We start from the raw sequence: 22,876 nt of genomic DNA on the forward strand, positions 1-22,876 counted from the left end.
GCTGTGCAGGAGTATGATAGTTAGATGACCGGGCAGAGTACGACGCCGCTCCTCGATACCGTCGACGTTCCCGCCGACATCCGCCGCCTGCGCGCCGACCAGCTGCGCCAGCTCGCCGACGAACTGCGCCAGGAGACGATCTCGGCCGTCTCGGTCACCGGCGGTCATCTCGGCGCGGGTCTGGGCGTGGTCGAGCTGACCGTGGCCCTGCACTACGTCTTCGACACGCCCAAAGATCGCCTGATCTGGGACGTCGGCCACCAGGCCTATCCGCACAAGATCGTCACGGGCCGCCGCAGCCGGATCCGCACCTTGCGTCAGGAGGGTGGACTGTCGGGGTTCACGCGGCGTTCCGAGAGCGAATACGACCCGTTCGGCGCGGCCCATTCCTCGACTTCGATCTCGGCCGGCCTCGGCATGGCCGTGGCGCGCGACCTGGCCGGCGGCTCGAACAACGTGATCGCCGTGATCGGCGACGGCGCCCTCAGCGCCGGCATGGCCTACGAGGCGATGAACAATGCGGGCGCGCTGCGTTCGCGGCTGATCGTGGTGCTGAACGACAACGACATGTCGATCGCGCCGCCGGTCGGCGCCCTGTCGGGCCATCTCTCGCGCCTCCTGTCGGGCCGGCCCTATGTCACCCTGCGCAACCTCGGCCGCACCTTCGCCGAGAACCTGCCCAAGCCGCTCGAACTCGCGGCCAAGCGGGCCGAGGAATTCGCCCGCGGCTTCGTCGCCGGCGGCACGCTGTTCGACGAGCTGGGCTTCTACTATGTGGGGCCGGTCGACGGTCACAATCTCGAGCATCTGCTGCCGGTGCTGAAGAACGCCCGCGACAGCCAGCTCGACAAGCCGATCCTGGTCCATGTCGTCACCAAGAAGGGCAAGGGCTACGCCCCGGCCGAGGCGAGCGCGGACAAGTACCATGGCGTCGTGAAGTTCGACGTCGTGACCGGCAAGCAGTCCAAGCCGGTCGCCAACGCGCCGCAATACACCGCCGTCTTCGCCAAGGCGCTGATGGCCGAGGCAGAGGCGGACAGGAAGATCGTGGCGATCACCGCGGCGATGCCCTCTGGCACCGGCCTCGACAAGTTCGCCGAGCGTTTCCCCGAGCGCACCTTCGACGTTGCGATCGCCGAGCAGCATGGCGTTACCTTCGCCGCCGGCCTGGCGACCGAGGGCTTCAAGCCGTTCACCGCGATCTACTCGACTTTCCTGCAGCGCGCCTTCGACCAGGTCGTGCACGATGTCGCCCTCCAGAAGCTGCCGGTGCGCTTCGCCATCGATCGCGCCGGGCTGGTCGGGGCCGACGGCGCCACCCATGCGGGCTCCTTCGACGTGGCCTATCTCGGCTGCCTGCCTGACTTCGTGATCATGGCGGCCGGCGACGAACTCGAACTGATGCACATGGTGGCGACGGCGGCACAGATCGACGACCGTCCCTCGGCCTTTCGCTATCCGCGCGGCGAGGGCGTCGGCGTCGAGCTGCCAGCCAGGGGCACGCCGCTGGAGATCGGCAAGGGGCGGATCGTGCGTGAGGGCACGAAGATCGCGATCCTGAATTTCGGCGCACGCCTGCAGGAGTGCCTGGTGGCGGCGGAGGATCTCGGCGCCAAGGGCCTCAGCACCACGGTGGCCGACGCCCGTTTCGCCAAGCCGCTCGATACCGACCTGATCCGCCGGCTCGCGCGCGAGCACGAGGTGCTGATCACGATCGAGGAGGGCTCGGTCGGCGGCTTCGCGAGCTTCGTGCTGCAGTATCTCGCCACGGCGGGTCTGCTCGACGCCGGCCTCAAGGTGCGGCCGCTGGTCCTGCCCGACCGCTTCATCGATCACGCCTCGCCGGCCCGGCAGTACGAATGGGCCGGCCTCAACGCGCCGCAGATCGTGGCGACGGCACTGGCCGCGCTCGGCCGGCAATCGGAGCGCGCGCGGGGCTAACCGCGCGGATCGATCGGCGTGAGACGCGGGGCGTGAGCCTCGACGATCTCCGCGGCATCGAGGCAGAGATCCTCGCGGAAGCGGGCGGCGATCACCTGCACGCCGACCGGCGTACCGTCGGCCAGGCCCGTCGGCACCGACACCGAGGGATAGCCCAGCACCGGCGTCGCGAGCAGGCAATGCTGCGCCGCCATCATGCGATCGACCACCGGCTGTTCCTGCAGATCGAGCCCGTCGGGGAAGGGCAGGACGTGCGAGACCGGGACGACCGCGACCGCATACTTCGCGAAGAATAGCGACCAGGCGCGCATCAGGGCGAGACGCTGGCCGAATGCGTCGAGCAGGCCATCGGCATCGATCTCCGGCACGTAGCGCAGATGGCCCTCGACGTTGCGCCGGGCCGCCGCGTCGCCCAGCGCCTGCACGGTGGCGACGAAACCGCGCCGCTCGTCATTGACGACCATTCGGTGCCATAGCTCCGCGGCTTCGCCCAGCTTAGGTGGCGCGACCTGCTCAACCACATAGCCTGCCGCTTCGAGCGCACGGCCGGCTTGTTCGACGGCGGCGCGAACCTCCGGCACAACGTCGTCGAACGGAGCGGGCGCGATCGCCGCGCGCAGCGGACGGGGCGGCGCGGGACCGGCGAGCGGCGCCGGCACCCAGTTGGGATCGCGTGCATCGCCCATCGCCATGGCGGCGAAGGCGAGTCGAACGTCCGCGACGGAGCGTGCGAGTGGCCCCTGCACGGACATCAGCTGCGCGGTGATCGGCCGCTCGGCGGTGGCCGACGGGTTGAAGGCCGGCACGCGCCCCGGCGTCGGCCGCAGGCCCGCCACGCCGCAGGCATAGGCCGGGTAGCGGATCGAGCCGCCATAGTCGTTGCCGTGCGCGATGGCGCCCATGCCGGCGGCGAGCGCGGCCGCTGCGCCGCCGCTCGATCCGCCCGGTGTCAGGCCCTTGCCCCACGGGTTGCGCGTCGCGCCGTGCAGTTCGTTGTCGGTGAACCAGCGATGCGAGAAGGCCGGCGTGTTGGTGCGGCCGACGATCACCGCGCCGGCCTTGCGCAGGTTGGCGACGACCGGACTGTCCTCGGTCGCCACCAGATCGCGGAAGGCCACGACACCGTTGGTGGTGGCGCGGCCTTTGGTGTCGACGTTGACCTTCACCGTCACCGGTACACCGTGCAGCGGGCCGCAGGCGGCGCCGCTGCGGCGCGAGGCATCGGCCTGGCGCGCGGCCTGTAGCGCCTCGTCGACCATGACGTCGACGACGGCATTGACCTTCGGATTGACGGCCTCGATGCGCCCTAGAACGGACCGGGTCGCGTCCTCGCTCGAAACGGCGTCCCGCGTGATCGCCCGCGCCAGGTCGACCGCCGACCAGCTCCAGAGTTCGTCCGCCATCCCGTCTCTCCTCCAAGTCCTTCACCTCCCCCGTCTTACGGGGGAGGCCGGGAGGGGGAAAGCAACACGATGAATTTGAAGTGGGGAGAGGGCCGGACCCGTGGCTTTCCCCCTCCGACCCTTCGGGCCACCTCCCCCGTGTGACGGGGGAGGTAAGCTATGAGAGCGCTTATGCGTCCCTTCAATCCTTGGGCTGCGGGACGATGCGCAGATAGGGCTTCAGGGCCCTCCAGCCGTTCGGGTACTTGGCCTTGGCGGCCTCGTCGGAAACGGCGGGCACGATGATCACGTCCTCGCCCTTCTTCCAGTTCACCGGCGTCGCCACCTGGTGCTTCGCCGTGAGCTGGCAGGATTCGAGGAGGCGCAGCACCTCGTCGAAGTTGCGGCCGGTGCTCATCGGGTAGGTGAGCATCGCCTTGATCTTCTTGTCGGGGCCGATGATGAACACCGAGCGCACGGTCGCGTTGTCGGCGGCGGTGCGGCCCTCCGACGTCGTGCCGGCGCCTTCCGGCAGCATGTCATAGGCGGTCGCGACCTTGAGCTCGGGATCGCCGATCATCGGAAAGGTGACGGCGTGCCCTTGCGTCTCCTCGATGTCCTTCGCCCACTTGGAGTGGTTGGTCACGGGATCGACAGAGAGGCCGATGATCTTGGTGTTGAGCTTGTCGAACTGCGGCTTGAGGCCGGCCATGTAGCCGAGCTCGGTCGTGCAGACCGGCGTGAAGTCCTTCGGGTGGGAGAACAGGATCGCCCAGCCGTCGCCGATCCACTTGTGGAACTCGATGGGACCCTGGGTCGTCTCGGCCTTGAAGTCCGGCGCGGTCGAATTGATGCGAAGCGTCACGGTGAAGTCCTCCATTTGCGGACCGCACCTCAACCCTTCCGCCGGGCGCGGTCAAGCCTTGGCAGGAATCCAGCTCGTGAGGCCCAATCCACCATCGACTTCTACTGTCGTACCCACCACATAGCGGCCAAATCTTTCCGACAGGATCGCGACGGCGACCTGGGCGATGTCGTCGGGCGTGCCGGCGCGGCCGAGCGGAATCTGCGCGACCAGGCCGGCGAGATTGTCGGCGACGAATCCACCGCCTGGAATGGCGCCCGGCGCGATCGCGTTCACCCTTATGCCGTCCGGCGCCAGAACGCGCGCCAGCTCCTTCATCACCATGGTCATGCCGGCCTTCGAGGCGCTGTAGTGCGGCAGGTTGCGCGGCATCTCGCGGTGCTGCGACGTGACCAGGATCATGCGCCCCCTGATCTTGTTGTCGCGCATGTGGCGTCCCACCTCGCGGCCGAGGAAGAATCCGGACCGCAGGTTGATGTCGGTCATCAGGTCCCACGTCTCCTCGCTGACCGACAGCGGCGTGTCGACCTCCAGCCGGCGCGGGCTCGCCGCATGGACGAACAGCGAGATCGTGCCGAGTGTCTGCACAGCGCCGTCGAGGAGGTTCCTCCAGCCATCGCGCCTGGACAGGTCGGCGGCGAGGAAATCGATGCCGTCCTCCGCGGGCGGGGCGGCGATGTCGCTGCCGAGCACGATCGCGCCCTCGGCCTTCAATGCCTTGGCGATGCCGCGGCCGATGCCGCCGGCGCAGCCCGTGATCAGGGCGCGTTCGCCCTCCAGAAGTTTCATGCTCATGTCCGGCATGCTAGCAGGTCCCCGAAAGGGAGACAGTCTTGGCGAAGACACGGCTGGACGTGGCGCTGGTCGAGCGCGGGCTCGTGGAAACACGCGCCGCCGCGCAGCGACTTGTCATGGCCGGGCTGGTCTTTTCGAACGACCGGCGGCTGGACAAGGCCGGGCAGGCGGTCGCGCCCGACACGCCGCTCGAAGTGCGCGGCCAACTCCACCCCTATGTCTCGCGCGGCGGCCTGAAGCTCGAGAAGGCGCTGGACCATTTCGCCATCCCCGTGGCGGGCCGGATCGCCCTCGATGTCGGTTCCTCGACGGGTGGCTTCACCGACTGCCTGCTGCAGCGCGGGGCTTCGAAGGTCTATGCTGTCGATGTCGGCACCAACCAGCTCGCCTGGAAGCTGCGCACCGACCCGCGCGTCGTCTCGATGGAAAAGACCAACATCCGCGACGTCACGCGGGCGGAGATTCCCGATCCCATCGATCTCATCGTCTGCGATGCTTCGTTCGTCGGTCTCCGGCTCGTCCTGCCGGCGGCGCTCGCGCTCGCGGCGCCGGGGGCGCATCTCGCAGCCCTGATCAAGCCGCAGTTCGAGGTCGGCAAGGGCCGCGTCGGCAAGGGCGGCATCGTGCGCGAGCCGGAGCTGCACGCCGAAGTCGTCGACACGATCTCGTCGTGGCTGGCGGAGCAATCCGGCTGGCAGGTGCTCGGCGTGACCGAAAGCCCGATCACCGGCGCCGAAGGGAACAAGGAGTTTCTGATCGCTGCTCAATTGTTGGCAACAAACCCGACCTCATCCTGAGGAGGCCCGATGGGCCGTCTCGAAGGATGGGTAACGGACGGGGTGCTTGTGCCCACCCTTCGAGACGCGCTCCTGCGGAGCGCTCCTCAGGGTGAGGTAGTTTGTGGAATGCTCATCATGAGTCGGTAACGCTTACAATGACGCTAGCGAACCGCGCGAGTCACCCTGAACTTGTTGTTGTCCGCCAGCGTCTCGAACGATGTGAAGTTTGCCTTCAGCAGCGGCTCGTAGGGCAGTCCGCGGTTGGCGACCATGTAGAACCGCCCGCCCGGCTTCAGCGCGTGAGCCGCGACGGCGATGAAGCCCTGGCCCAGGGCCGGCTCGGCGGCCCGGCCGGCGTGGAACGGCGGATTGCAGACGATGGCGTCGTAGCTGGCAGGCGCCGCCTCGGCGATCAGGTCGAGCCAATGGAAGGTCGCCCGCGGATCGGGGACGTTCGCGCGGGCCGCTTCGATCGCGCGATGCTCGGCGTCGATGCCGTCGATCTTCGTGACGGCGGGGCAGGTGGCGAGGACGTGTCGCGTGAGGAAGCCCCAGCCGCAGCCGAAATCGGCGACATGTCCTGCTAGATCACCAGGAAGATGCACCGCCAGCAGGGCGGATCCGTCGTCGACATGATCCCACGAGAAGACGCCGGGCTGACTCAGCCACGAACCGTCACCGACCGGCTGCAGGCTGGTGAGCTGCCGCCAATAGTCGGGCGGCGTGGCTTCGCGCTTGGTGAACCAGAAGACGCGGCTGTGGAACTTCGAGAGCGTGTCGACGACGCCGAAGGCCCTGGCGACATGCTTTTCCAGGCTCGCCGCGCCGTCGTCGTTGGCGCCGGCCGAGACCAGCGTGCCGCCGGGCGCGAGCAGCGACCAGCCGCGCGCGATGTTGGCGAAGTTCTCTTCCTTGTGCTTGGTCAGCAGCACGAGGCCGAGTTCGTGGCCACCCTTTTCCAGCCTCGGCACAGCCTGCTTCAGTCGAAGGTAAGCCGGCCGGAACGACTGCTCCGCGTCGATCTCCGCAAAGGGCGGATCCTCGGCGCGCAGGAAGAACGCCCGCCTGGGGGCGAGCGCTCCGGTGTCGAAGGCGTGGGCGAGGGCGCGTGTCGCCTGGCTCACGGAACGAGGACGGCCCGCCCCATGATCAGGCCCTTGCGCAGCTCCTGCAGCGTCGCGTCGGCCTCGTCGAGTGTGCGCTTGATGACCGGCACCGGCGTCACCTTGCCGGCGGTGACGAGGTCCATCATCTCCTTCATCTCGCCCGGGCTGCCGGTGACGGAACCCACGATCTGGCAGCCGGTGAAGGCGAACATCGGCATGGGCAGCGAGAAGGTGCCGCCGAACAGGCCGACGACGATCAGCCGGCCGCCGCGGGCCAGCGCCTTGACGCCGAACTGCGCGGTGCTCTCGGCGCCGACGAAGTCGATGGCCGCGCCCACGCCTGTGCCGCCGGTCAGTTCGAAGACCTTCTTGCGGGCGTCCTTGTCGCGCGGATCGATGGCCGCGACCGCGCCATTGTCGAGCGCCAGCTTGCGCTTGTTCTCGTCGATGTCGGCCACGATCGGCGCGTGGCCCAGCACCGACTGCGCGAACCTGACGCCCATCAGGCCCACGCCGCCGGCGCCGATCACCAGGATGGGCTTGCCGGCATCCTCGCCGACCGCCTTCTTCACCGCGCTGAAGGCGGTGATGCCGGAGCAGGCATAGAGGCAGGCCAGCTCGGTCGGGATGTTGCCATAGGGATAGAGATACTTGGCGTCGGGGACGAGGACATGGTCGGCATAGCCGCCGTCCTTGTTGACGCCCAGCGCCCGCGGGGCGGGGCAGAGATGCTCGCGGCCGTTGGTGCAGTACCAGCAGGTGCCGCAGCCGATCCACGGATAGACCACGGCCTTGTCGCCGACCTTTGCGCCCTTGGCATCGGGGCCGAGCGCCACGACCTCGCCCACGATCTCATGGCCCATGGTGCGGGGCGGATTCATCGTCTTCTGCGTCGACACCTTGTTGCCGCCGCCCATGTCGAAGAAACCTTCCCACAGATGCACGTCGCTGTGGCAGACGCCGGCGGCCGTGACCTTGACCAGCACCTCGGCACCCTGCGGCGCGGGATTGCTCTCCTCAACCTTCTGCAGCGGCTGGCCGAATTCGACGACCTTGTAGCTCTTCATTGGGACTTCTCCGTTACGAATCGGGCCGGAGAATAGGCCGAAAGAAGCGCCGCGTCTGCGGTTTCGGCGCCGCGCCGAATCCCGCATATCGATACGGTTCAATATTTTCGAAAGTTTCGAAAATACGATTTACTTACGAGGATCGATCCGCCACGATCCTTGGCAACGACGTTCAATTAAATAAGCGTCGAAGGAGGAAGCAGATGCACGAGCGGGTGGGCTCATGGCCTCGTCGCCATGTCTTGGCTGGATTGATGGGCACGACGGCAATGCTCGCGGCCCCGGCGATCATCCGGGCGGCGCCGTCCGGCAAGCCGGTGAGGGTGGGCGGCACGCTCTCGCTGACGGGGTTCCTCGCGCAGACCGCGGTCATCCACAAGATCGCCTCCGAGATCATGGTCGAGGAAATCAACAGCCGCGAAGGCTTCCTCGGCCGGCCCGTCGAATACGTGCTGCTCGACGACCAGTCCAAGCCGGACGTGGCGCGCAGCCTCTACGAGAAGCTGATCACCGTCGACAAGGTCGACCTCATCCAGGGCCCGTATGCGACGGCGCCGATCCTGGCGGCGATGGGCGTGGCCCAGCGCTACGGCAAGGTCATCATCCAGAGCAGCATGGGCATCCCCAAGCTCCAGACCTACGACATGGCCTTTCCGGCGACGCCGTTCGGACCGGAACCCGACAAGACCTATCCCAACGTGATCCTGGATGCGATGGCGAGCCTGCCGACGCCACCGAAGAGCATGGTGGTGCTGACCAGCAAGTTCCCCTCGGCGCAGTTCATGGCGCAGGGCATGAAGACCGAGGCCGAGAAGCGCGGCGTGAAGGTGCCGCTCTATCTCGAATACGAGGCCGGCAACCGCGACTTCGGCGCCATCGCCGCGCGCGTGAAGGAGGCCAATGCCGACTTCCTGTGGGTCGGATCACTGGGCCTAGAGAGCAATCAGATCCTCGAGGCGTTGCGCAAGCTCGACTATACGCCCAAGGGCAGCTTCCACCTCTATCCCGCGCCGGGACCGCTGGCGCTGTCGCCCGACGGCAATCTCGCCTGGTCGTCGACCTTCCTCGAACCGGACGAGCCGTTCATGAGCCGGCCCGGCGTCGCCAGGATCGCCGAGGCCTACAAGGAGCGCGCCACCAAGGCGAACCTGCCTTATCCGCACATCGATGCGCAGGCCGCCGGCATGGTCTCGGAGTGGCAGATCCTCGAGCAGGGCGTGAACGGCGCCAAGAGCCTCGAGGACAAGCAGATCGCGGCGTTCCTGAAGAAGAACGTGGTCAACACGATCTACGGGCCGCTCAAGTTCGACGGCCTCTACAATCACGGCGCTCCGGCGCAGCTCATCCGGCAGGTGCAGAACAAGCAATGGAAGGTCGTCTGGCCCAGGGAGTTCGCGGCGCCCGGCGTGAAACTGCTGCCGTAGCGACCGATGCCAAGTGCGACGCTTCTCGGTCAGGCGCTGATCTCGGGCGTCCTGGCCGGCGGGATGTACGGATTGCTGGCGCTGGGGCTCAGCCTGAGCTGGGGCCTGCTGCGGCTGGTCAATCTCAGCCATTTCGCGCTGGCCTTCCTTGCTGCCTACCTGACCTACGAATTGGGCACGACCTATCACGTGGCCCCGTGGTGGTCGGTGCTGCTCATCGTGCCCGCGATGTTCGCCATCGGTCTGGCGCAGCACTGGGTGTTCGTGCGCTTCAAGGTGAACGAGCTGGGCTCCCTGCTGATCACCTTCAGCTTCGCCGTCATGCTCGAAGTCGGCATCCAGCTCTACTGGACGGCCGACTATCGCCGCTTCGAGACGCACTACGCGACCTTGTCGATCAAGGCGGGGCCGTTCTACATCCCGGTGCTCGAGCTGATCCTGTGCCTGGTCGCCGGCGTGCTGGCCTGGGGCACCTGGTTGTGGCTGCGCAAGACCTATGTCGGCAAGGCGCTGCGGGCGAGCGCGGAGGATGCCGACATCGCCGCCGCCTATGGTGTCGATCATCGCAGGCTCGCCTATCTGCTCTCAGGCATCGGGGCGGCCTATGCCGGCATCGCCGGCACCTTCATCGCCCTGATCGCGACCCTGGCGCCGGCCCAGATCTGGGCGTGGCTGGGCGTCGTCTTCGCGGTGGTGATCATCGGCCGGCTCGGCAATCCGCTGGGCGCGCTGCTCGCCGGCCTGCTGATCGGCGCCAGCGAATCGATCGCCATGGCGGTCCTCAGCCCCGCCTGGGCGCCGGTCGTTTCGTTCTCGGTGCTGATCGCCATCCTGCTGTGGGATCCGGAGTGGTCATGACGGCCGGACAGACCCTTCCCAAGGCCGCCGCGGCGCTGGGCATCGTGGCCTTCGCGATCCTGCCGACGGCAGGCCTGCCGGCCTTCTACGATTCGTTCTTCTATCTCGTCTTCTTCTGGATCTCGCTGTCGACGAGCTGGGCACTGCTCTCGGGCTTCGCGGGCTATTTCAGCCTGGGGCATGCCGCGTTCTTCGGCGTCGGCATGTACACGACGGCGACGCTCACGACCAAGGCGAGCATGCCATTCCTCGCCACCGTGCCGCTCGCCGCGGCGATGGCGGCCCTGCTGGGCGTCGGCATCGGGGCCGTGGTGTTCCGCATGAAGCGGCTGCGCGGCGAGCTGTTCGCGCTGCTGACGCTTGCGGTCACCTTCGTGATCGCCACGATCATCCTCAACACCCCGATCGACGGCGGCGCCGGCGTCTTCATGAGCGCGGTGCCGCTGCCGCATCTGATGCCGACCCAGACCGGCACGATCTACATGCTGGGCTTCGCGATGTGTGTGCTGACGCTTGGCATCGCCTGGTGGGTCGCTCATTCGCGGCTGGGCCTCGGCCTGTTCGCCATCCATGACGACGAGGATGTCGCCGAGGCCAAGGGCGTGCCGACCTTCCGCTACAAGCTGATCGCGTTCGCGCTGTCGGCCGGCATTGCCGGTGCGGTGGGCGGCATTCACGCGATGTATGTCGGCTTCCTCACGGTTGCCGGCACGTTCGAGCTCACGGTGCCGCTGTATGTCGTGCTGATGAGCGTGCTGGGCGGTTCGCGCAGCTGGTTCGGCCCGGCGATCGGCGCCACGCTCATCACGGCGCTGCTCTATGCCTTCATCAGCGGCGGCGAGGCGATGGTCGGTCGGGCCGTGGTCGGCCTGATCCTGATCCTCGCCATCCTGTGGCTTCCCGACGGGGTCGTGCCGGCGATTCAGGCCTGGATGAAGCGGCGCCGGCCCGTCGAGGAGAAGACGCATGCCGCGGTGGTGCCGGTCGTGCCGGCCACGCCGCCGCAGATCGGCACGCGCAATATCCTGGAGGCGAGGGGCGCGGCCAAGCGGTTCGGAGGCCTGCAGGCGCTGGCGGGAGTCGATCTCGACGTGCGCGAAGGCGAGATTCTCGGACTGGTCGGACCGAACGGCTCGGGCAAGACCACCCTGATCAACGTCATCTCGGGCTTCTATCCGCTGACCGGCGGCACGATCACGGTCGACGGGGCGGAGATCGGTCATCTGCCGGCGCACGAGATCGCGCGCCGCGGCGTGGCGCGCACCTATCAGATCCCGCGTCCGTTCGCGAACATGACCGTGCTCGACAACGTGGCGATGGCCGCGACCTTCGGCGGGCCGCCGCGCACGGCGGCCGAGATCCGCGCCGAGGCGCTGCACTGGATCGGCTTCACCGGCCTTGCCGGCAAGGAAGAGTCGTTGCCGGCCGAGCTGAACCTGCACGAGCGCAAGTTCCTGGAGCTGGCGCGTGCGCTGGCGGCCAAGCCCAAGCTGCTGCTGCTCGACGAGGTTCTCTCGGGGCTCAATCCGGCCGAGGTCGACAATGCCATCCGGCTGGTGCGGGCCATTCGCGCACAGGGCGCCACCATCGTGTTCGTCGAGCATCTCATGCGGGCCGTCGTCGAACTCTCCGACCGGGTGGCCGTCCTGAACGAAGGCAAGCTCTTCGCCCTGGGCGCCCCGCGCGAGGTCATGCGCGACCCGCGGGTCGTCAGCATCTATCTCGGCAAAGCCTATGCTGCTTGAAGTCCGCAACCTCCATGTCGGCTACGGCGACGCATCCGCGGTCTGGGACGTGTCGCTCGACGTCGATGCCGGCGAGATCGTTTCGGTGATCGGGCCCAACGGCGCCGGCAAGACGACCCTGATCAACGCCATCGCCGGCATGCTGCGCTGCCGGCAGGGAGAGCTACGCTTCGACGGTGCCGACATGAAGCGCGTGCGTGCGCATGGCTATTGCGGCCATGGCATCGCGCTGGTGCCCGAGGGCCGACGGCTCTTCACGAAGATGACGGTCGAGGAGAACCTGGAGCTGGGCTGCTATCTGTCCGGCCCCCGCAATGCGCGGGCGCAGTCGCTGGAACGCGTCTACGGGCTGTTCCCGATCCTGCGCCAGAAGCGCAACCAGCCGGCCGGCGAGCTGTCGGGCGGGCAGCAGCAGATGGTGGCGATCGGCCGGGCGCTGATGGCGCAGCCGCGCATCGTCCTGTTCGACGAGCCGTCGCTTGGACTGGCGCCGACCATCGTCGACGACATGTTCGACATCATCGTCCGGGTCCGCGATGAGGGCGCCGCGGTGCTGCTGGTCGAGCAGAATGTGGTGAAGGCCTTGAGCGTCGCCGACCGCGCCTATGTGCTGGAGCAGGGGCGCATCGTGGCAACCGGCCTGCCGGACGAACTCATGAAGCAACCGCATATTCGCGAAGCCTATCTGGGAGTTTGAAGCGATCATGGCCAAGATCCTTCCCGCCGCTCCATTCGAGGGCGCTAACGAGAACCTGTCGGCGACCACCGCGCCGCAGGATGTCAGCCGCGAGGATGCCGCGACTTTCGATGTCCTGCGCAAGATGCGCGAGGACATCCTCTGCTGCGTCCTGAAACCCGACCAGAAACTGAAGTTCGGCGAGCTGCGCCAGCGCTACGACACCAGCGTCGGCACCTTGCGCGAGGCACTCTCACATCTGGTGTCCGAAGGTCTCGCCCGAACCGAGGCGGGGCGCGGCTTCCAGGTTTCGCCGATCTCGCTGGCCGACTTCCTCGATCTTTCCGAGCTGCGGGTCTATCTCGAGACCAAGACGCTGGCCGATGCCATCCGGCACGGCACCGATGCCTGGGAAGCCGAGATCGTCAGCTCGTACTTCCTGCTGAGCAAGCTCGGGGCGCCCAAGCAGGATGATTCTCTGTCGGTGAAGCAGGAGTGGGGCAAGCGCCACAAGCGCTATCACGATGCGCTGGTGGCGACCTGCCGTTCGCCCTGGTCGCTGCATTACCGCAGCGAGCTGTTCGACCAGGCCCGCCGCTACCACTGGCTGACCATGATCCACAGCCGGCTGCACCGCCGCAACGAGCATCTGGAGATCCGCGACGCCGTGCTGGCGCGCGATTCCGATCTCGCCTGCTCCCTGCTGGAGCAGCACATCCGTACGACCGTCGAGCAGGCCGTGGCAGACGTTCCGGGATTGATCCGCGGCAATGCCCGTGTGCTGAAGCCCGGCAAGCGCCGCAAGAGCTAGGGAGGCAATCATGGACACGATTCAGAAGCCAACGACCTATGACGTCGGCGGCGTGCGCTATCCGAGGCCGTTCAAGATCCGAAGGCTCGGTCATTTCGGCTTCAACGTCGCCGACATGGAAAAGGGCCTCGATTTCTACCAGCGCCTGCTGGGCTTCCGCGTCACCGATACGCGCGACTTTTCCAAGGTGCCGGGACGCGAGGAGATGGCGAAGCGGCTGCAGGATCCGCGCATCGTCTTCATGAGCCACAATTCCGACCATCACGCCTTCCTGCTGGCGCACAAGTCGCTGGGCGCGATCTTCGGTGACGACGCCGTATCGCGCGACGTCACGGTGAACCAGATCACCTGGCAGGTCGGCACGATGGACGAGGTGTTTGCAGCGGCCGACTATTTCCGCGAGCGCGACGTCGAGATCCGCCGGGTCGGCCGCGACATGCCGGGCAGCAACTGGCACACCTATATCCGCGACCCCGATGGCCACACGGTCGAACTCTACTACGGCATGGAGCAGATCGGCTGGGACGGCCGCTCGAAGCCGGAATCCATGTACTACCGCGCCTTCCGCGAGACGCCGGAGCTGCCGCAGATCTCCGAGGAGCAGGAGGTGCGCGATGCCATCGCCAAGGGCATCGACATCAACTCAGGCAACGTCATCCAGGACCGCACGGGCGAGGAATACATCGTCGCCGGCACGCGCCTGCCGCGGCCGTTCAAGGTAACGAGCATCGGCCCGATGAGCCTGTTCGTGGCCGATGTCGGTGCCTCGGAAGCCTTCTACACGCAGACGATGGGTTTCATCCGCACCGAGGTCGTGACCTGGAAGGGCCATCGCTGCGTCTTCCTGCGCAACGGCAGCGAGCACCATTCGCTGTCGCTCTTCCCCAAGGCGCTGCGCGGCGAGCTGGGGCTGAATCCCGAGACGAGCTGCGCCTCGATGGGCGTCGAGGTCGGCAGCTACCAGCAGCTTCGCGATGCCGTGTCCTTCCTGAAGAAGCACGGCGTGCAATTCACCGACGCCATCCCGCCCGAACTCTATCCTGGCGTCGACTACGCCGCGCACATTCTCGATCCGGCCGGCCATTGCATCATGCTGCACTATTACATGGAGCGCATCGGCTGGGACGGCAAACCACGCCCGGCCGAGCTGCGCCGCAAGGTCGGCAGGGACTGGCCCGAGGCGATCGAGCCGCTGTCCGACACCTACGCCGATCAGACGTTCATGGGACCGCTGGGATAACGACGGCCCAAAAAAAAGCGAAACAGGAGGAGGAAACATGAGACGCAGGACCTTGCTGATGACTGCCGCGGCGGCGGCGGCGGCGGTCGGCGCCCCCGCGATAGCGCGTGCGCAGGCCTACCCGTCGCAGACCATTCGCCTGATGCACGGCTACGATGCCGGATCCAACCCTGACACGATCGCCCGCCATCTCAGCGTGCCGCTGACCGAGATCCTCGGCCAGCAGATCGTCATCGAGCCGCGGCCCGGTGCGGCCGAGCGGTTGGCGGCCAGCCAGATCGCGCGCATGAAGCCCGACGGCTACACGCTCTACCTGATGACGGGCGGGCAGGCCGTGGTGTCGGCGACCGACCGGAGCCTGTCCTACGATCTCCTGAAGGACTTCGACTTCATCTCGATCGTGACGCGCTTTCCCTTCGTCCTCTGCGTAGCGCCGGATTCGCGCTTCAAGACGGTGCAGGCCTACTTTGACGAAGCGAGGAAGGAACCGGGCAAGATCAGCTATGGAACACCGGGAGTCGGCTCGACCCTGCACATGGCCATGGAACTCATTCTGGCGAAGACGGGGATCAAGATGGTCCACGTTCCCTACAAGGGCGGCATGGGAGCGCCGTACAACGACCTGGTCGGCGGCCGGCTCGACATGCATGTTGCCACTTTCTCCAGCGCGCAGCCGCTGATGAAGACGGACAAGATGCGCGCTCTTGCGGTCACCTCAAAGGAGCGGCATCCGGGCTTCAAGGATGTCCCGACGATCGCCGAAACGCTCGTCCCGGACTACGACGTCGTATCATGGCTCGGATTCACCAGCCCTGCCGGCCTGCCACCCGCCATCCGTGACCGCCTCTACGAGGCTTTCAAGCAGGCGATGGCGCGGCCGGAGGTGAAGGCCAAGCTGGAAGAGCTGGGCAACGACACACGTGTCACCAGTCCGGCGGAGTTCCGGGCGCGGGTGGAAGCCGACATGGCGCGCTGGCGCCCGCTCGCCCACGTCGTCAGCCAGTCCTAGAGTCAGCCAGTCATGGAATCGGATAGGCGTTCGCGGGAGAGAGCTTCATGAGCAAGTATGGAATCGGCCAGCCGGTGTTGCGTTTCGAGGATCCGCGCCTGTTGCGCGGGCAGGGCCGCTTCGTCAACGACGTGAACCTGCATGGACAGACCTATGCGGTGTTCGTTCGCTCTCCGCACGCCCATGCAAGGATCCGGTCGATAAAGACCGAGGCCGCGAAGGCGGCGCCCGGCGTTCTCGCCGTCTACACGGGCCACGACGTGGTGGCCGACGGGCTCGGCATGCCGAAGGCCAACATGCCGAGGAAGCGACCCGACGGTAAGCCGATGTACGCGCCGCAGCGGCCGGCGCTGGTCGTCGATCGTGTGCGCTATGTCGGCGATCCGGTGGCAATGGTGGTCGCCGACACGCTCGCCGAGGCCAAGGACGCGGCCGAGCTGGTGGAGATCGACTACGAGCCGATCCCCTCGGTGACGCTGACCGAGGATACGGTGAAACCCGGTGCCCCGGCGGTGTGGGATGATTGCCCCGACAATATCTCGAATTTCATCGAGCGCGGGAACAAGGCGGCAACCGACGAGGCGATCAAGGGCGCCGCGAAGGTCATCAGGCGCCGCTATGTCATCACGCGCGTGCATGCCCAGTACATGGAGCCGCGCGGGACGCTGGGCGTCTACGACCAGGGCGAGGATCGCATGACGCTCTATGCGGACGTGCAGTATCCCCATCGCGTGCGCAACATGCTGGCGCAGAACGTGTTCAAGGTGCCCGAGAGCAAGATGCGGGTGATCACGGGCGACGTCGGCGGCGGTTTCGGCACCAAGGGCTGGCAGTATGTCGAGCATCGCCTGACCCTGTGGGCCGCCCGCAAGCTCCTGCGGCCGGTCAAGTGGTGCTGCGAGCGCTCCGAGGCGGTGATGGCCGACGAACATGGCCGCGACAATGTCGGCGAGCTGGAGCTGGCGCTCGACGCGGACAACAGGTTCGTGGCGTTGCGCCTCAACATGCTGGCCAATATCGGTGCCTATGTCGGCTCCGATCGCAATCTCCTGTCGCCCTTCGGCATGATCGGCACGGTGCTGGGCGTGTACCTGATCCCCAAAGCCTACATCAATGTCGTCGGTGTGCTCTCCAACACCAACCCGACGGCCCCCTATCGCGGCGCCGGGCGGCCGGAGGCGATCTACCTGATCGAGCGGCTGATCGACGATGCGGCGCGGGAGCTCGGCGTCGACCGGGTTGAGCTGCGGCGCAAGAACATGCTGTCGGAGACGGCCCTGCCGTATCAGAGCCCGGTCGGGCCGTACTACGACTGCGGCGAGTTCGAGAAGAACATGGACATGGCGCTGAAGCTCGCCGACGTGGCGGGCTATGCGGCGCGCGCCGACGAATCGAAGAAGCGTGGCAAGCTCCGCGGCCTCGGCATCATCAATGCCATCGAACAGGCGGCCGGCACGGCGCAACCGGAATATGCCGAGATCCGCTTCAATCCGGCCGGCACGGCGGCGCTGCTGATGGGCACGAAGGCGCAAGGGCAGGGCCATGAGACCATGTTCAAGCAGATCCTGAACGAGCGGCTGGGCATCGATCCCAACGACGTGCAGTTCATCGACGGCGATACCGATCGTGTGGCCTTCGGCATGGGCACCAATGGCTCGCGCTCGACGGTGCTGGGCGGGTCGGCGCTGTTCATGGCCGCCGAAAAGGTGATCGAGAAGGGCAAGCGGCTGGCCGGCCATCTCCTGGAGGCGGGCGAGCAGGACATCGAGTTCGCCGACGGCATCTTCAAGGTGAAGGGTACGGACAAGACGGTGTCGCTGAAGGCGGTGGCGATGGCGGCGTTCAACCCGACCAAGTGGCCCAAGAGCGGCTTCGAGGGCGGGCTCTACGAGAACGCCACCTATCTCGGCGAGAAGGACACTTACCCCAACGGCTGCCACATCTGCGAGGTCGAGGTCGATCCGGAAACGGGTGAGGTCAAGCTCGACCGCTACGCCGTGGTCGACGATGTCGGCACGGTGATGAACCCGATCGGCCTCAAGGGCCAGATCCATGGCGGCGTGGCGCAGGGGGTCGGCCAGATCCTGGGCGAGCAGGTGGTCTGGGACCGCGAGAGCGGCCAGCTCCTGACGGCGAGCTTCCTCGACTACACGATGCCGCGCGCCGACATGATGTGCAGCATGGAGGTCAAGTCGAACCCCGTGCCGACCAAATACAATCCGCTGGGCGCCAAAGGCGCGGGCGAGGCGGGGACGGTGGGTGCCATGCCTGTGGTCATGAATGCGGTGATCGACGCGCTGGCGCCGCTCGGCGTCCGCGACATGGTCATGCCGGCCACGGCGCAGAATGTCTGGCGCGCCATCCAGACGGCGAAGGGGGCTTGAGGTCATGGGACAGATCGTCGGCGCGGCCATCGTTTCGCACCATCCCGGCCTGGTGCAGCCGAAGGAGATCCGCGTCCAGCGCGGCAACGGCCGAGATTCCGACCTGATCGAGGGCTTCGACCGCGTGCGGGCGAAGATCGACGAGGTGAAGCCCGACACGTTCGTGCTGTTCGACACGCACTGGCTCACCACGTCGCTGCATCTCGTGGCGGGGGCGGCGCACTACAAGGGCAGTTACACGTCCGACGAGCTGCCGTTCTCGATGGCGCGCTTCCCGTACGACCATGCGGGTGCACCGGCGCTGGCAGCCGAAGTCGAGAAGGTGGCGCAGGAGAAGAAGGTCGCAGCGCGCAACGTCGTCGAGGAGACGCTGCCGATGCACTACCCGACCTTGAACGTCATTCATTACCTGGGTCGCGGCGAGAAGGTGCTGAGCGTCGGCACCTGCCAGACGGCCCGGCTGAAGCACTTCCTGCAGATGGGAGAGGTCGTCGGCGAGGCGATCCGGCGCTCCGATGCCAGGGTCGTGCTGCTGGCGTCGGGTGCGATGAGCCACAAGTTCTACGATCTCGACCATGTGCCGCCCCATCCGAGGGTCTGGCACCCCGACAACGTGTCGGAGCCGGAGAACCGCGCGCTCGACATGGAGGTGCTGGAGCTCTGGAAGCAGGGACGGCACGACATGGTGCTCGACCGGTTCCCGGAGCTGGAAGCGGCCAAGTACGAAGGCCGCGGCGCGCACTACGCGCAGATGATGGGGGCGCTGGGCGGCAGGGATTGCCGTGCCCGCGGCATGCAGCTCTCGGAATACGAGAACGCGGCCGGTACCGGCAATGTCCATGTCTGGTTCGATGTTCAGTGAGGGGAGTTAAGTGAGATGAGCGTACTCGAGGGACCGCGCAGGGAAGTCCGCCATGTCATCAAGGATGGCAGCGCCTATTGGGTCGAATTCAAGGATGGCAGGATCGTCTTCGCCGACGGCCGCACCGCCGACGAGAAGGACGTCGTTCACCTGCCGCCGTGCAATCCGACCAAGATCCTGTGCGTCCATGTGAACTACATCTCGCGTTACTACGAGTTCAACAACACACACGTGCCGCCGAAGACGCCGACCTACTTCCAGAAGCCGCTGACCGCACTCAACGCGCACAAGGGCGAGCTGGTGAAGCCCAAGGGCTACAAGTACGTGAACTACGAGGGCGAGATGGCCGTCGTCTTCGCGAAGGTCACCAAGAACGTGAGCCGCGAGGAAGCCTGGGACTGCATCGCGGGCTTCGCGCCCGCCAACGACTTCGGCTGCCACGACTTCCGCGACACCGACGCGGGCTCGATGCTGCGCGTGAAGGGCATGGACGGTTTCTGCCCGATCGGGCCGGGCCTGGTGTCGGGCGTCGACGTTCGGCAGTCGACCCTGCGTAGCTACAAGAACGGCAAGATGGTCCAGGAAGGCGCGGTCAGCGAGCAGATCTTCGACTGCGGCTACCTGATCGCCGATCTCGCACGCCACATCACCTTCCTGCCAGGCGACATCCTGCTGACGGGTACGCCTGCCAACTCCCGCCCGCTCGAGGCCGGCGACACGATCGACATCGAAGTGACGGGCGTCGGCAGGCTCTCGAACGCGGTCGTCGAGACGCCGGCGCCGCGCGCCTCCGAGGGCTTTCCGCCCAGCCCCGACAGCGAGGGCGTGCGCAAGGTGGCGCTCGGCAACGAGGAGCGCCTGCCCGACAAGTTCAAGACGAAGTAGGGCACGGCCTCAGGGGCTGGCGTGACCCAGGAAACGGTCCGGCGGCCGGTCGCCCCATTGCGACTGGAAGCCTTCCTCGGCGCTGAGCAGGTTGCCGCCATTGGCCGCGTTCAGGCGGTCGGTGTCGGCCCAGCGTTCATGCACGCGGCCCCAGGGATCGCACCAGTAATCGTAGACCTGGCTGCCCAGCAGGTGGCGACCGATGCCCCACATATGGTCGTACTTGCCCAGCCGCTTGATGTACTCGTGGTCCTGGAAGACGCAGTCGATGTCCTGGACCTCGTAGGAAACGTGGTTCAGGCCGGCCTTCGGATTGTGATTGCAGAAGAAGACATGGTGATCGACATAGGCGTCGCCGCGATCGAGCCGGTTGAACGAGCCGATGATGTTGTCCTTTTCGCCGACATAGACGTCGTCGGAACGGATCATGCCCAGCGTCTCGCGGAACCAGGCCACGGTCTCGGTGACCCTGGGCGACGAAAGCACGCCATGGCCGATGCGCTGGATCGATGTGGGCGACTTGCCGAGCCGCATCACCCGTCCGACCCTGCGGCCGGGCTCGCGGGCGGTGTTGTGCTCGTCGCGCGCGACCTTGATCGGCTCGACGCGTTTCTGTCCCGACACGACTTCGATCTGGTAGCCGTTGGGTTCGGTGAGGCGCACGCGCCTGCCGCCGCCGGGCTCATCCAGCGTCTCGATGCCCGAGGCGCCGGGCAACCGGGAAAGACGCTCGAGGTCGTCCTCACCGGCCGCATGGTAGGCGAAGCCAATGAACTTCGTCCCGCCCTTGTGCACGACATGCAGATGATGGTGATCGTCGGTGCCGCGCATGTAGAGGGCAGTCGGCGTGCGCTCGGCGCGGGTCAGTCCGAAATGGGTGAGGAACTCCTCCATCTCGTCGAGATCGGGCGCTTCCATCCGGGGCCAGGCAAATTCCGCAGCCTTGATTACGGCCATTGTTTCCTCCGTTCTTTGGAGGAACGCTAACGCCGTCGTCCAAGGCTGAAAAGGAGAGAAATCATGTCCAAGCCGCCGGCTGCCAATCCGCGCGATGCGCTCCGTTCCTTCGCTCCCAAGCTGATCGAGCTCACCGACGATGTCCTGTTCGGTGACGTCTGGGAGCGGCCAGGCCTGTCGAAGCGCGACCGCAGCCTCATCACGTGTGCAGCCCTGGTGGCGATGAACCGCACCGAGCAGCAGACGGGACACTTTGCCCGTGCCATCAACAATGGAGTTACAAAGGACGAGCTGATCGAGCTCATCACGCATCTCGCATTCTATTCCGGCTGGCCGACCGCGATGTCTGCCGCCAACGTCGCCAGGAAAGTGCTCGAAGAGGGAGAGAAGAAGTGAAGATCTGCTATTTCAATGACTATCGGCTGGGCGTCATCAAGGGCGACCAGGTGGTCGACGTGACGGACGCCGTGAAGGACATCCCGCATCTCGATTCGCGGGACCTCATCATCGGCCTCATCGCCAACTGGGACGCCTACAAGGCGAAGGTCGAAAAGGCCGCCGCCGAGGGCAAGGGCGTGCCGGTGTCCGGCGTGAAACTGCGGCCGCCGGTGCCGAAGCCCGGCAACATCGTCTGCATGGCGGTGAACTACATGGAAGACGGCACCTTGCCGGAGAAGCCCGCCATCAACGCCTTCCACAAGGCTGCGACTGCGGTGATCGGCGACGGCGACACGATGGTGCTGCCCGATGCGCCGGCCACGATCTTCGAGGGCGAGGCAGAGATGGCACTGGTCATCGGCAAGCGTGCCACGCGGGCGACGCAGGCCGATGCCTTCAAGCACATCTTCGGTTACACCTGCTTCATCGACGGCTCGGCCCGCGGCCTGCCGCCGCCGGGCAACGTCTTCTTCCAGATGAAGTCTCGCGACACCTTCGCGCCGATCGGACCGTGCATCGTCACCGCCGACGAGATCGCCGATCCGCAGAACCTCAACATCACGCTGACCAACAACGGCACCGTGATGCAGAAGTTCAACACCTCGGACATGGCGCATCACATTCCGCGCATCATCGAATGGGTGAGCTCGATCCATACGCTGGAGCCCGGCGACATCGTTGCCACCGGCACCAACCATCGCGGTCTCCATTCATTCATGGACGGCGACAGGATCGAGCTGACGGTCGAGAAGATCGGCACGCTGAAGTTCAGCGTGAAGGACGAGCTGAAGCGCACCTGGGCCCGCACCACGCGCCTCCAGCACAAGGAGAAGGGCGGCGAGGGCCCGCATACGCCGCAGCTCACGGGCAAGTACGCGAAGTAGCCCACTCCTTCATCTCCCCCGTATGACGGGGGAGGAAAGCAATGAACTAAAAAAGGCGCCGCGGTTTCCCGCGACGCCCCTTCGGAAACAGCAGGCTGCTGCCTGCTTAGTGGGTGAGGGCCGCCTGGCCGTTGCCAGCCTGGACGGGGATCGCGCGGGGCTTCTTCTCCTCCGGGATCTCACGCTGCAGCTCGATCGTGAGCAGGCCGTTGGCGAGCTTCGCGCCCGTGACCTTCACGTGGTCAGCGAGCTGGAAGCGGCGCTCGAAGTTGCGGCCGGCGATGCCACGATAGAGATACTGCTTCTCGTCCTGGCCCTGGCTCGGCGCGGCCTGGCCGGTGACCAGGAGCTCGTTCTCCTTCTGGGTCACGTTCAGCTCGGCTTCGGCGAAGCCCGCAACCGCCATCACGATCCGGTAGGCGTTGTCGCCAGCCTTCTCGATATTGTACGGGGGATAGCCGTTGGCGCCGGACTGGCTGGCCACCGAGTCGAGCAGGTCGAAGACCCGATCGAAGCCGACGGTGGCGCGGTAGAACGGGGAATAGTCGACAGTACGCATTTTGATCATCCTCTCTTGAGCGATGTTGGACGTTCCCGCCCCGGATGGGCGCTGGGAACGACATTCATTTGGGTGCGGGAAGGGCGGCTTCAAGGGCGGTAAAAATTTCCTTTCGCAGACCTTGAACGGCAGGATTTGCTTCCTTCCGGAGAACCTTCGGAAATTCGTCTCATGGCTAATGTGCGAGATATCGCCAGATCAAAGGCGGT

At 66.3% G+C, this 22,876-nt stretch carries 21 protein-coding genes; 14 read left to right on the forward strand and 7 right to left on the reverse strand.

Translation table 11 applies throughout. The features are described 5' to 3' along the window. Positions 1-24: 24 nt before the first annotated feature. Entirely contained in the window at positions 25-1,941 is a 1,917-nt protein-coding gene (gene dxs, locus EPO41_RS06885; protein ID WP_296322321.1) for a 1-deoxy-D-xylulose-5-phosphate synthase, read from the forward strand. Here dxs and EPO41_RS06890 read toward each other — a convergent pair. The 3 genes from EPO41_RS06890 to EPO41_RS06900 form a co-directional block, all read right to left on the reverse strand. Further along, a complete protein-coding gene (locus EPO41_RS06890) occupies positions 1,938-3,344 on the reverse strand; it encodes an amidase family protein (protein ID WP_296322323.1) in 1,407 nt (468 codons plus the stop codon). The two genes, dxs and EPO41_RS06890, sit on opposite strands and share 4 nt — an antisense overlap. Positions 3,345-3,525: 181 nt before the next feature. Further along, positions 3,526-4,188 carry a peroxiredoxin gene (locus tag EPO41_RS06895; RefSeq protein ID WP_296322325.1) on the reverse strand — a complete coding sequence of 221 codons (663 nt, stop codon included), beginning with the start codon at positions 4,186-4,188 and terminating at the stop codon, positions 3,526-3,528. 51 nt (positions 4,189-4,239) lie between these two features. Beyond that, entirely contained in the window at positions 4,240-4,983 is a 744-nt protein-coding gene (locus EPO41_RS06900) for an SDR family oxidoreductase (protein ID WP_296322328.1), read from the reverse strand. Between the two features lie 38 nt (positions 4,984-5,021). Between EPO41_RS06900 and EPO41_RS06905 the strand changes: the two genes are divergently transcribed. Continuing rightward, complete coding sequence (locus EPO41_RS06905) at positions 5,022-5,780, forward strand: TlyA family RNA methyltransferase (protein ID WP_296322330.1); 759 nt, start codon at positions 5,022-5,024, stop codon at positions 5,778-5,780. A gap of 143 nt (positions 5,781-5,923) precedes the next feature. On the opposite strand, the gene EPO41_RS06910 is transcribed toward EPO41_RS06905, so the two are convergent. Next, positions 5,924-6,886: a class I SAM-dependent methyltransferase gene (locus EPO41_RS06910; RefSeq protein ID WP_296322333.1), complete on the reverse strand. Its 963-nt coding sequence runs from the start codon at positions 6,884-6,886 to the stop codon at positions 5,924-5,926. Further along, the gene (locus EPO41_RS06915) at positions 6,883-7,935 is read right to left on the reverse strand and encodes an alcohol dehydrogenase (protein ID WP_296322336.1); all 1,053 of its coding nucleotides are present in this window, start codon (positions 7,933-7,935) and stop codon (positions 6,883-6,885) included. The genes EPO41_RS06910 and EPO41_RS06915 overlap by 4 nt, the downstream gene beginning before the upstream one ends. 254 nt (positions 7,936-8,189) lie before the next feature. On the opposite strand from EPO41_RS06915, the gene EPO41_RS06920 reads away from it, so the two are divergent. Genes EPO41_RS06920 through EPO41_RS06965 form a run of 10 tightly spaced genes read left to right on the forward strand, consistent with a single transcriptional unit; the run spans position 8,190 to position 19,829 of the window. After that, positions 8,190-9,359 carry an amino acid ABC transporter substrate-binding protein gene (locus EPO41_RS06920; protein ID WP_296322338.1) on the forward strand — a complete coding sequence of 390 codons (1,170 nt, stop codon included), beginning with the start codon at positions 8,190-8,192 and terminating at the stop codon, positions 9,357-9,359. Positions 9,360-9,365: 6 nt separating this feature from the next. After that, entirely contained in the window at positions 9,366-10,217 is an 852-nt protein-coding gene (locus EPO41_RS06925) for a branched-chain amino acid ABC transporter permease (protein WP_296322341.1), read from the forward strand. Then, the gene (locus tag EPO41_RS06930; RefSeq protein ID WP_296322344.1) at positions 10,214-11,962 is read left to right on the forward strand and encodes a branched-chain amino acid ABC transporter ATP-binding protein/permease; all 1,749 of its coding nucleotides are present in this window, start codon (positions 10,214-10,216) and stop codon (positions 11,960-11,962) included. Before EPO41_RS06925 ends, EPO41_RS06930 begins: the two co-directional genes overlap by 4 nt. After that, positions 11,952-12,659: an ABC transporter ATP-binding protein gene (locus EPO41_RS06935; protein ID WP_296322346.1), complete on the forward strand. Its 708-nt coding sequence runs from the start codon at positions 11,952-11,954 to the stop codon at positions 12,657-12,659. The genes EPO41_RS06930 and EPO41_RS06935 overlap by 11 nt, the downstream gene beginning before the upstream one ends. A 7-nt stretch (positions 12,660-12,666) precedes the next feature. Then, a complete protein-coding gene (locus EPO41_RS06940; protein ID WP_296322349.1) occupies positions 12,667-13,449 on the forward strand; it encodes an FCD domain-containing protein in 783 nt (260 codons plus the stop codon). 10 nt (positions 13,450-13,459) lie between these two features. Then, on the forward strand, positions 13,460-14,689 hold the full coding sequence (locus EPO41_RS06945) for a VOC family protein (protein ID WP_296322352.1): 1,230 nt from the start codon (positions 13,460-13,462) through the stop codon (positions 14,687-14,689). Positions 14,690-14,726: 37 nt separating this feature from the next. Next, entirely contained in the window at positions 14,727-15,698 is a 972-nt protein-coding gene (locus tag EPO41_RS06950; RefSeq protein WP_296322354.1) for a tripartite tricarboxylate transporter substrate binding protein, read from the forward strand. Between the two features lie 47 nt (positions 15,699-15,745). Then, positions 15,746-18,082, forward strand: coding sequence for a xanthine dehydrogenase family protein molybdopterin-binding subunit (locus EPO41_RS06955; RefSeq protein ID WP_296322357.1), 2,337 nt, complete (start codon positions 15,746-15,748; stop codon positions 18,080-18,082). A gap of 4 nt (positions 18,083-18,086) precedes the next feature. Next, positions 18,087-18,944 carry a hypothetical protein gene (locus tag EPO41_RS06960; protein WP_296322358.1) on the forward strand — a complete coding sequence of 286 codons (858 nt, stop codon included), beginning with the start codon at positions 18,087-18,089 and terminating at the stop codon, positions 18,942-18,944. 15 nt (positions 18,945-18,959) lie between these two features. Then, positions 18,960-19,829: a fumarylacetoacetate hydrolase family protein gene (locus EPO41_RS06965; RefSeq protein WP_296322361.1), complete on the forward strand. Its 870-nt coding sequence runs from the start codon at positions 18,960-18,962 to the stop codon at positions 19,827-19,829. A 9-nt stretch (positions 19,830-19,838) separates the two neighbouring features. Here EPO41_RS06965 and EPO41_RS06970 read toward each other — a convergent pair whose 3' ends face one another. Continuing rightward, complete coding sequence (locus EPO41_RS06970) at positions 19,839-20,786, reverse strand: hypothetical protein (RefSeq protein WP_296322364.1); 948 nt, start codon at positions 20,784-20,786, stop codon at positions 19,839-19,841. 63 nt (positions 20,787-20,849) lie between these two features. On the opposite strand from EPO41_RS06970, the gene EPO41_RS06975 reads away from it, so the two are divergent. Both EPO41_RS06975 and EPO41_RS06980 read left to right on the forward strand, forming a co-directional pair. Continuing rightward, positions 20,850-21,182, forward strand: a complete 333-nt coding sequence (locus tag EPO41_RS06975; protein ID WP_296322368.1) for a carboxymuconolactone decarboxylase family protein — start codon at positions 20,850-20,852, stop codon at positions 21,180-21,182. Further along, positions 21,179-22,108 (forward strand): fumarylacetoacetate hydrolase family protein, encoded by a 930-nt coding sequence (locus EPO41_RS06980; RefSeq protein WP_296322370.1) that lies wholly within the window; start codon positions 21,179-21,181, stop codon positions 22,106-22,108. Before EPO41_RS06975 ends, EPO41_RS06980 begins: the two co-directional genes overlap by 4 nt. A 106-nt stretch (positions 22,109-22,214) precedes the next feature. On the opposite strand, the gene EPO41_RS06985 is transcribed toward EPO41_RS06980, so the two are convergent. After that, positions 22,215-22,667, reverse strand: a complete 453-nt coding sequence (locus tag EPO41_RS06985) for an Hsp20 family protein (RefSeq protein WP_296322372.1) — start codon at positions 22,665-22,667, stop codon at positions 22,215-22,217. Positions 22,668-22,876: the final 209 nt, after the last annotated feature.

The organism is Reyranella sp., assembly GCF_004297265.1.
GTDB lineage: Bacteria > Pseudomonadota > Alphaproteobacteria > Reyranellales > Reyranellaceae > Reyranella.

What these genes read in the sequence shown, in the direction of transcription:
- EPO41_RS06970 (WP_296322364.1), bottom strand. Translation starts at nt 20,786, where the DNA reads ATGGCCGTAATCAAGGCTGCGGAATTTGCCTGGCCCCGGATGGAAGCG.
- EPO41_RS06930 (WP_296322344.1), top strand. Translation starts at nt 10,214, where the DNA reads ATGACGGCCGGACAGACCCTTCCCAAGGCCGCCGCGGCGCTGGGCATC.
- dxs (WP_296322321.1), top strand. Translation starts at nt 25, where the DNA reads ATGACCGGGCAGAGTACGACGCCGCTCCTCGATACCGTCGACGTTCCC.
- EPO41_RS06955 (WP_296322357.1), top strand. Translation starts at nt 15,746, where the DNA reads ATGAGCAAGTATGGAATCGGCCAGCCGGTGTTGCGTTTCGAGGATCCG.
- EPO41_RS06985 (WP_296322372.1), bottom strand. Translation starts at nt 22,667, where the DNA reads ATGCGTACTGTCGACTATTCCCCGTTCTACCGCGCCACCGTCGGCTTC.
- EPO41_RS06935 (WP_296322346.1), top strand. Translation starts at nt 11,952, where the DNA reads ATGCTGCTTGAAGTCCGCAACCTCCATGTCGGCTACGGCGACGCATCC.
- EPO41_RS06965 (WP_296322361.1), top strand. Translation starts at nt 18,960, where the DNA reads ATGAGCGTACTCGAGGGACCGCGCAGGGAAGTCCGCCATGTCATCAAG.
- EPO41_RS06920 (WP_296322338.1), top strand. Translation starts at nt 8,190, where the DNA reads ATGGGCACGACGGCAATGCTCGCGGCCCCGGCGATCATCCGGGCGGCG.
- EPO41_RS06900 (WP_296322328.1), bottom strand. Translation starts at nt 4,983, where the DNA reads ATGAGCATGAAACTTCTGGAGGGCGAACGCGCCCTGATCACGGGCTGC.
- EPO41_RS06925 (WP_296322341.1), top strand. Translation starts at nt 9,366, where the DNA reads ATGCCAAGTGCGACGCTTCTCGGTCAGGCGCTGATCTCGGGCGTCCTG.
- EPO41_RS06975 (WP_296322368.1), top strand. Translation starts at nt 20,850, where the DNA reads ATGTCCAAGCCGCCGGCTGCCAATCCGCGCGATGCGCTCCGTTCCTTC.
- EPO41_RS06890 (WP_296322323.1), bottom strand. Translation starts at nt 3,344, where the DNA reads ATGGCGGACGAACTCTGGAGCTGGTCGGCGGTCGACCTGGCGCGGGCG.
- EPO41_RS06915 (WP_296322336.1), bottom strand. Translation starts at nt 7,935, where the DNA reads ATGAAGAGCTACAAGGTCGTCGAATTCGGCCAGCCGCTGCAGAAGGTT.
- EPO41_RS06950 (WP_296322354.1), top strand. Translation starts at nt 14,727, where the DNA reads ATGAGACGCAGGACCTTGCTGATGACTGCCGCGGCGGCGGCGGCGGCG.
- EPO41_RS06960 (WP_296322358.1), top strand. Translation starts at nt 18,087, where the DNA reads ATGGGACAGATCGTCGGCGCGGCCATCGTTTCGCACCATCCCGGCCTG.
- EPO41_RS06945 (WP_296322352.1), top strand. Translation starts at nt 13,460, where the DNA reads ATGGACACGATTCAGAAGCCAACGACCTATGACGTCGGCGGCGTGCGC.
- EPO41_RS06940 (WP_296322349.1), top strand. Translation starts at nt 12,667, where the DNA reads ATGGCCAAGATCCTTCCCGCCGCTCCATTCGAGGGCGCTAACGAGAAC.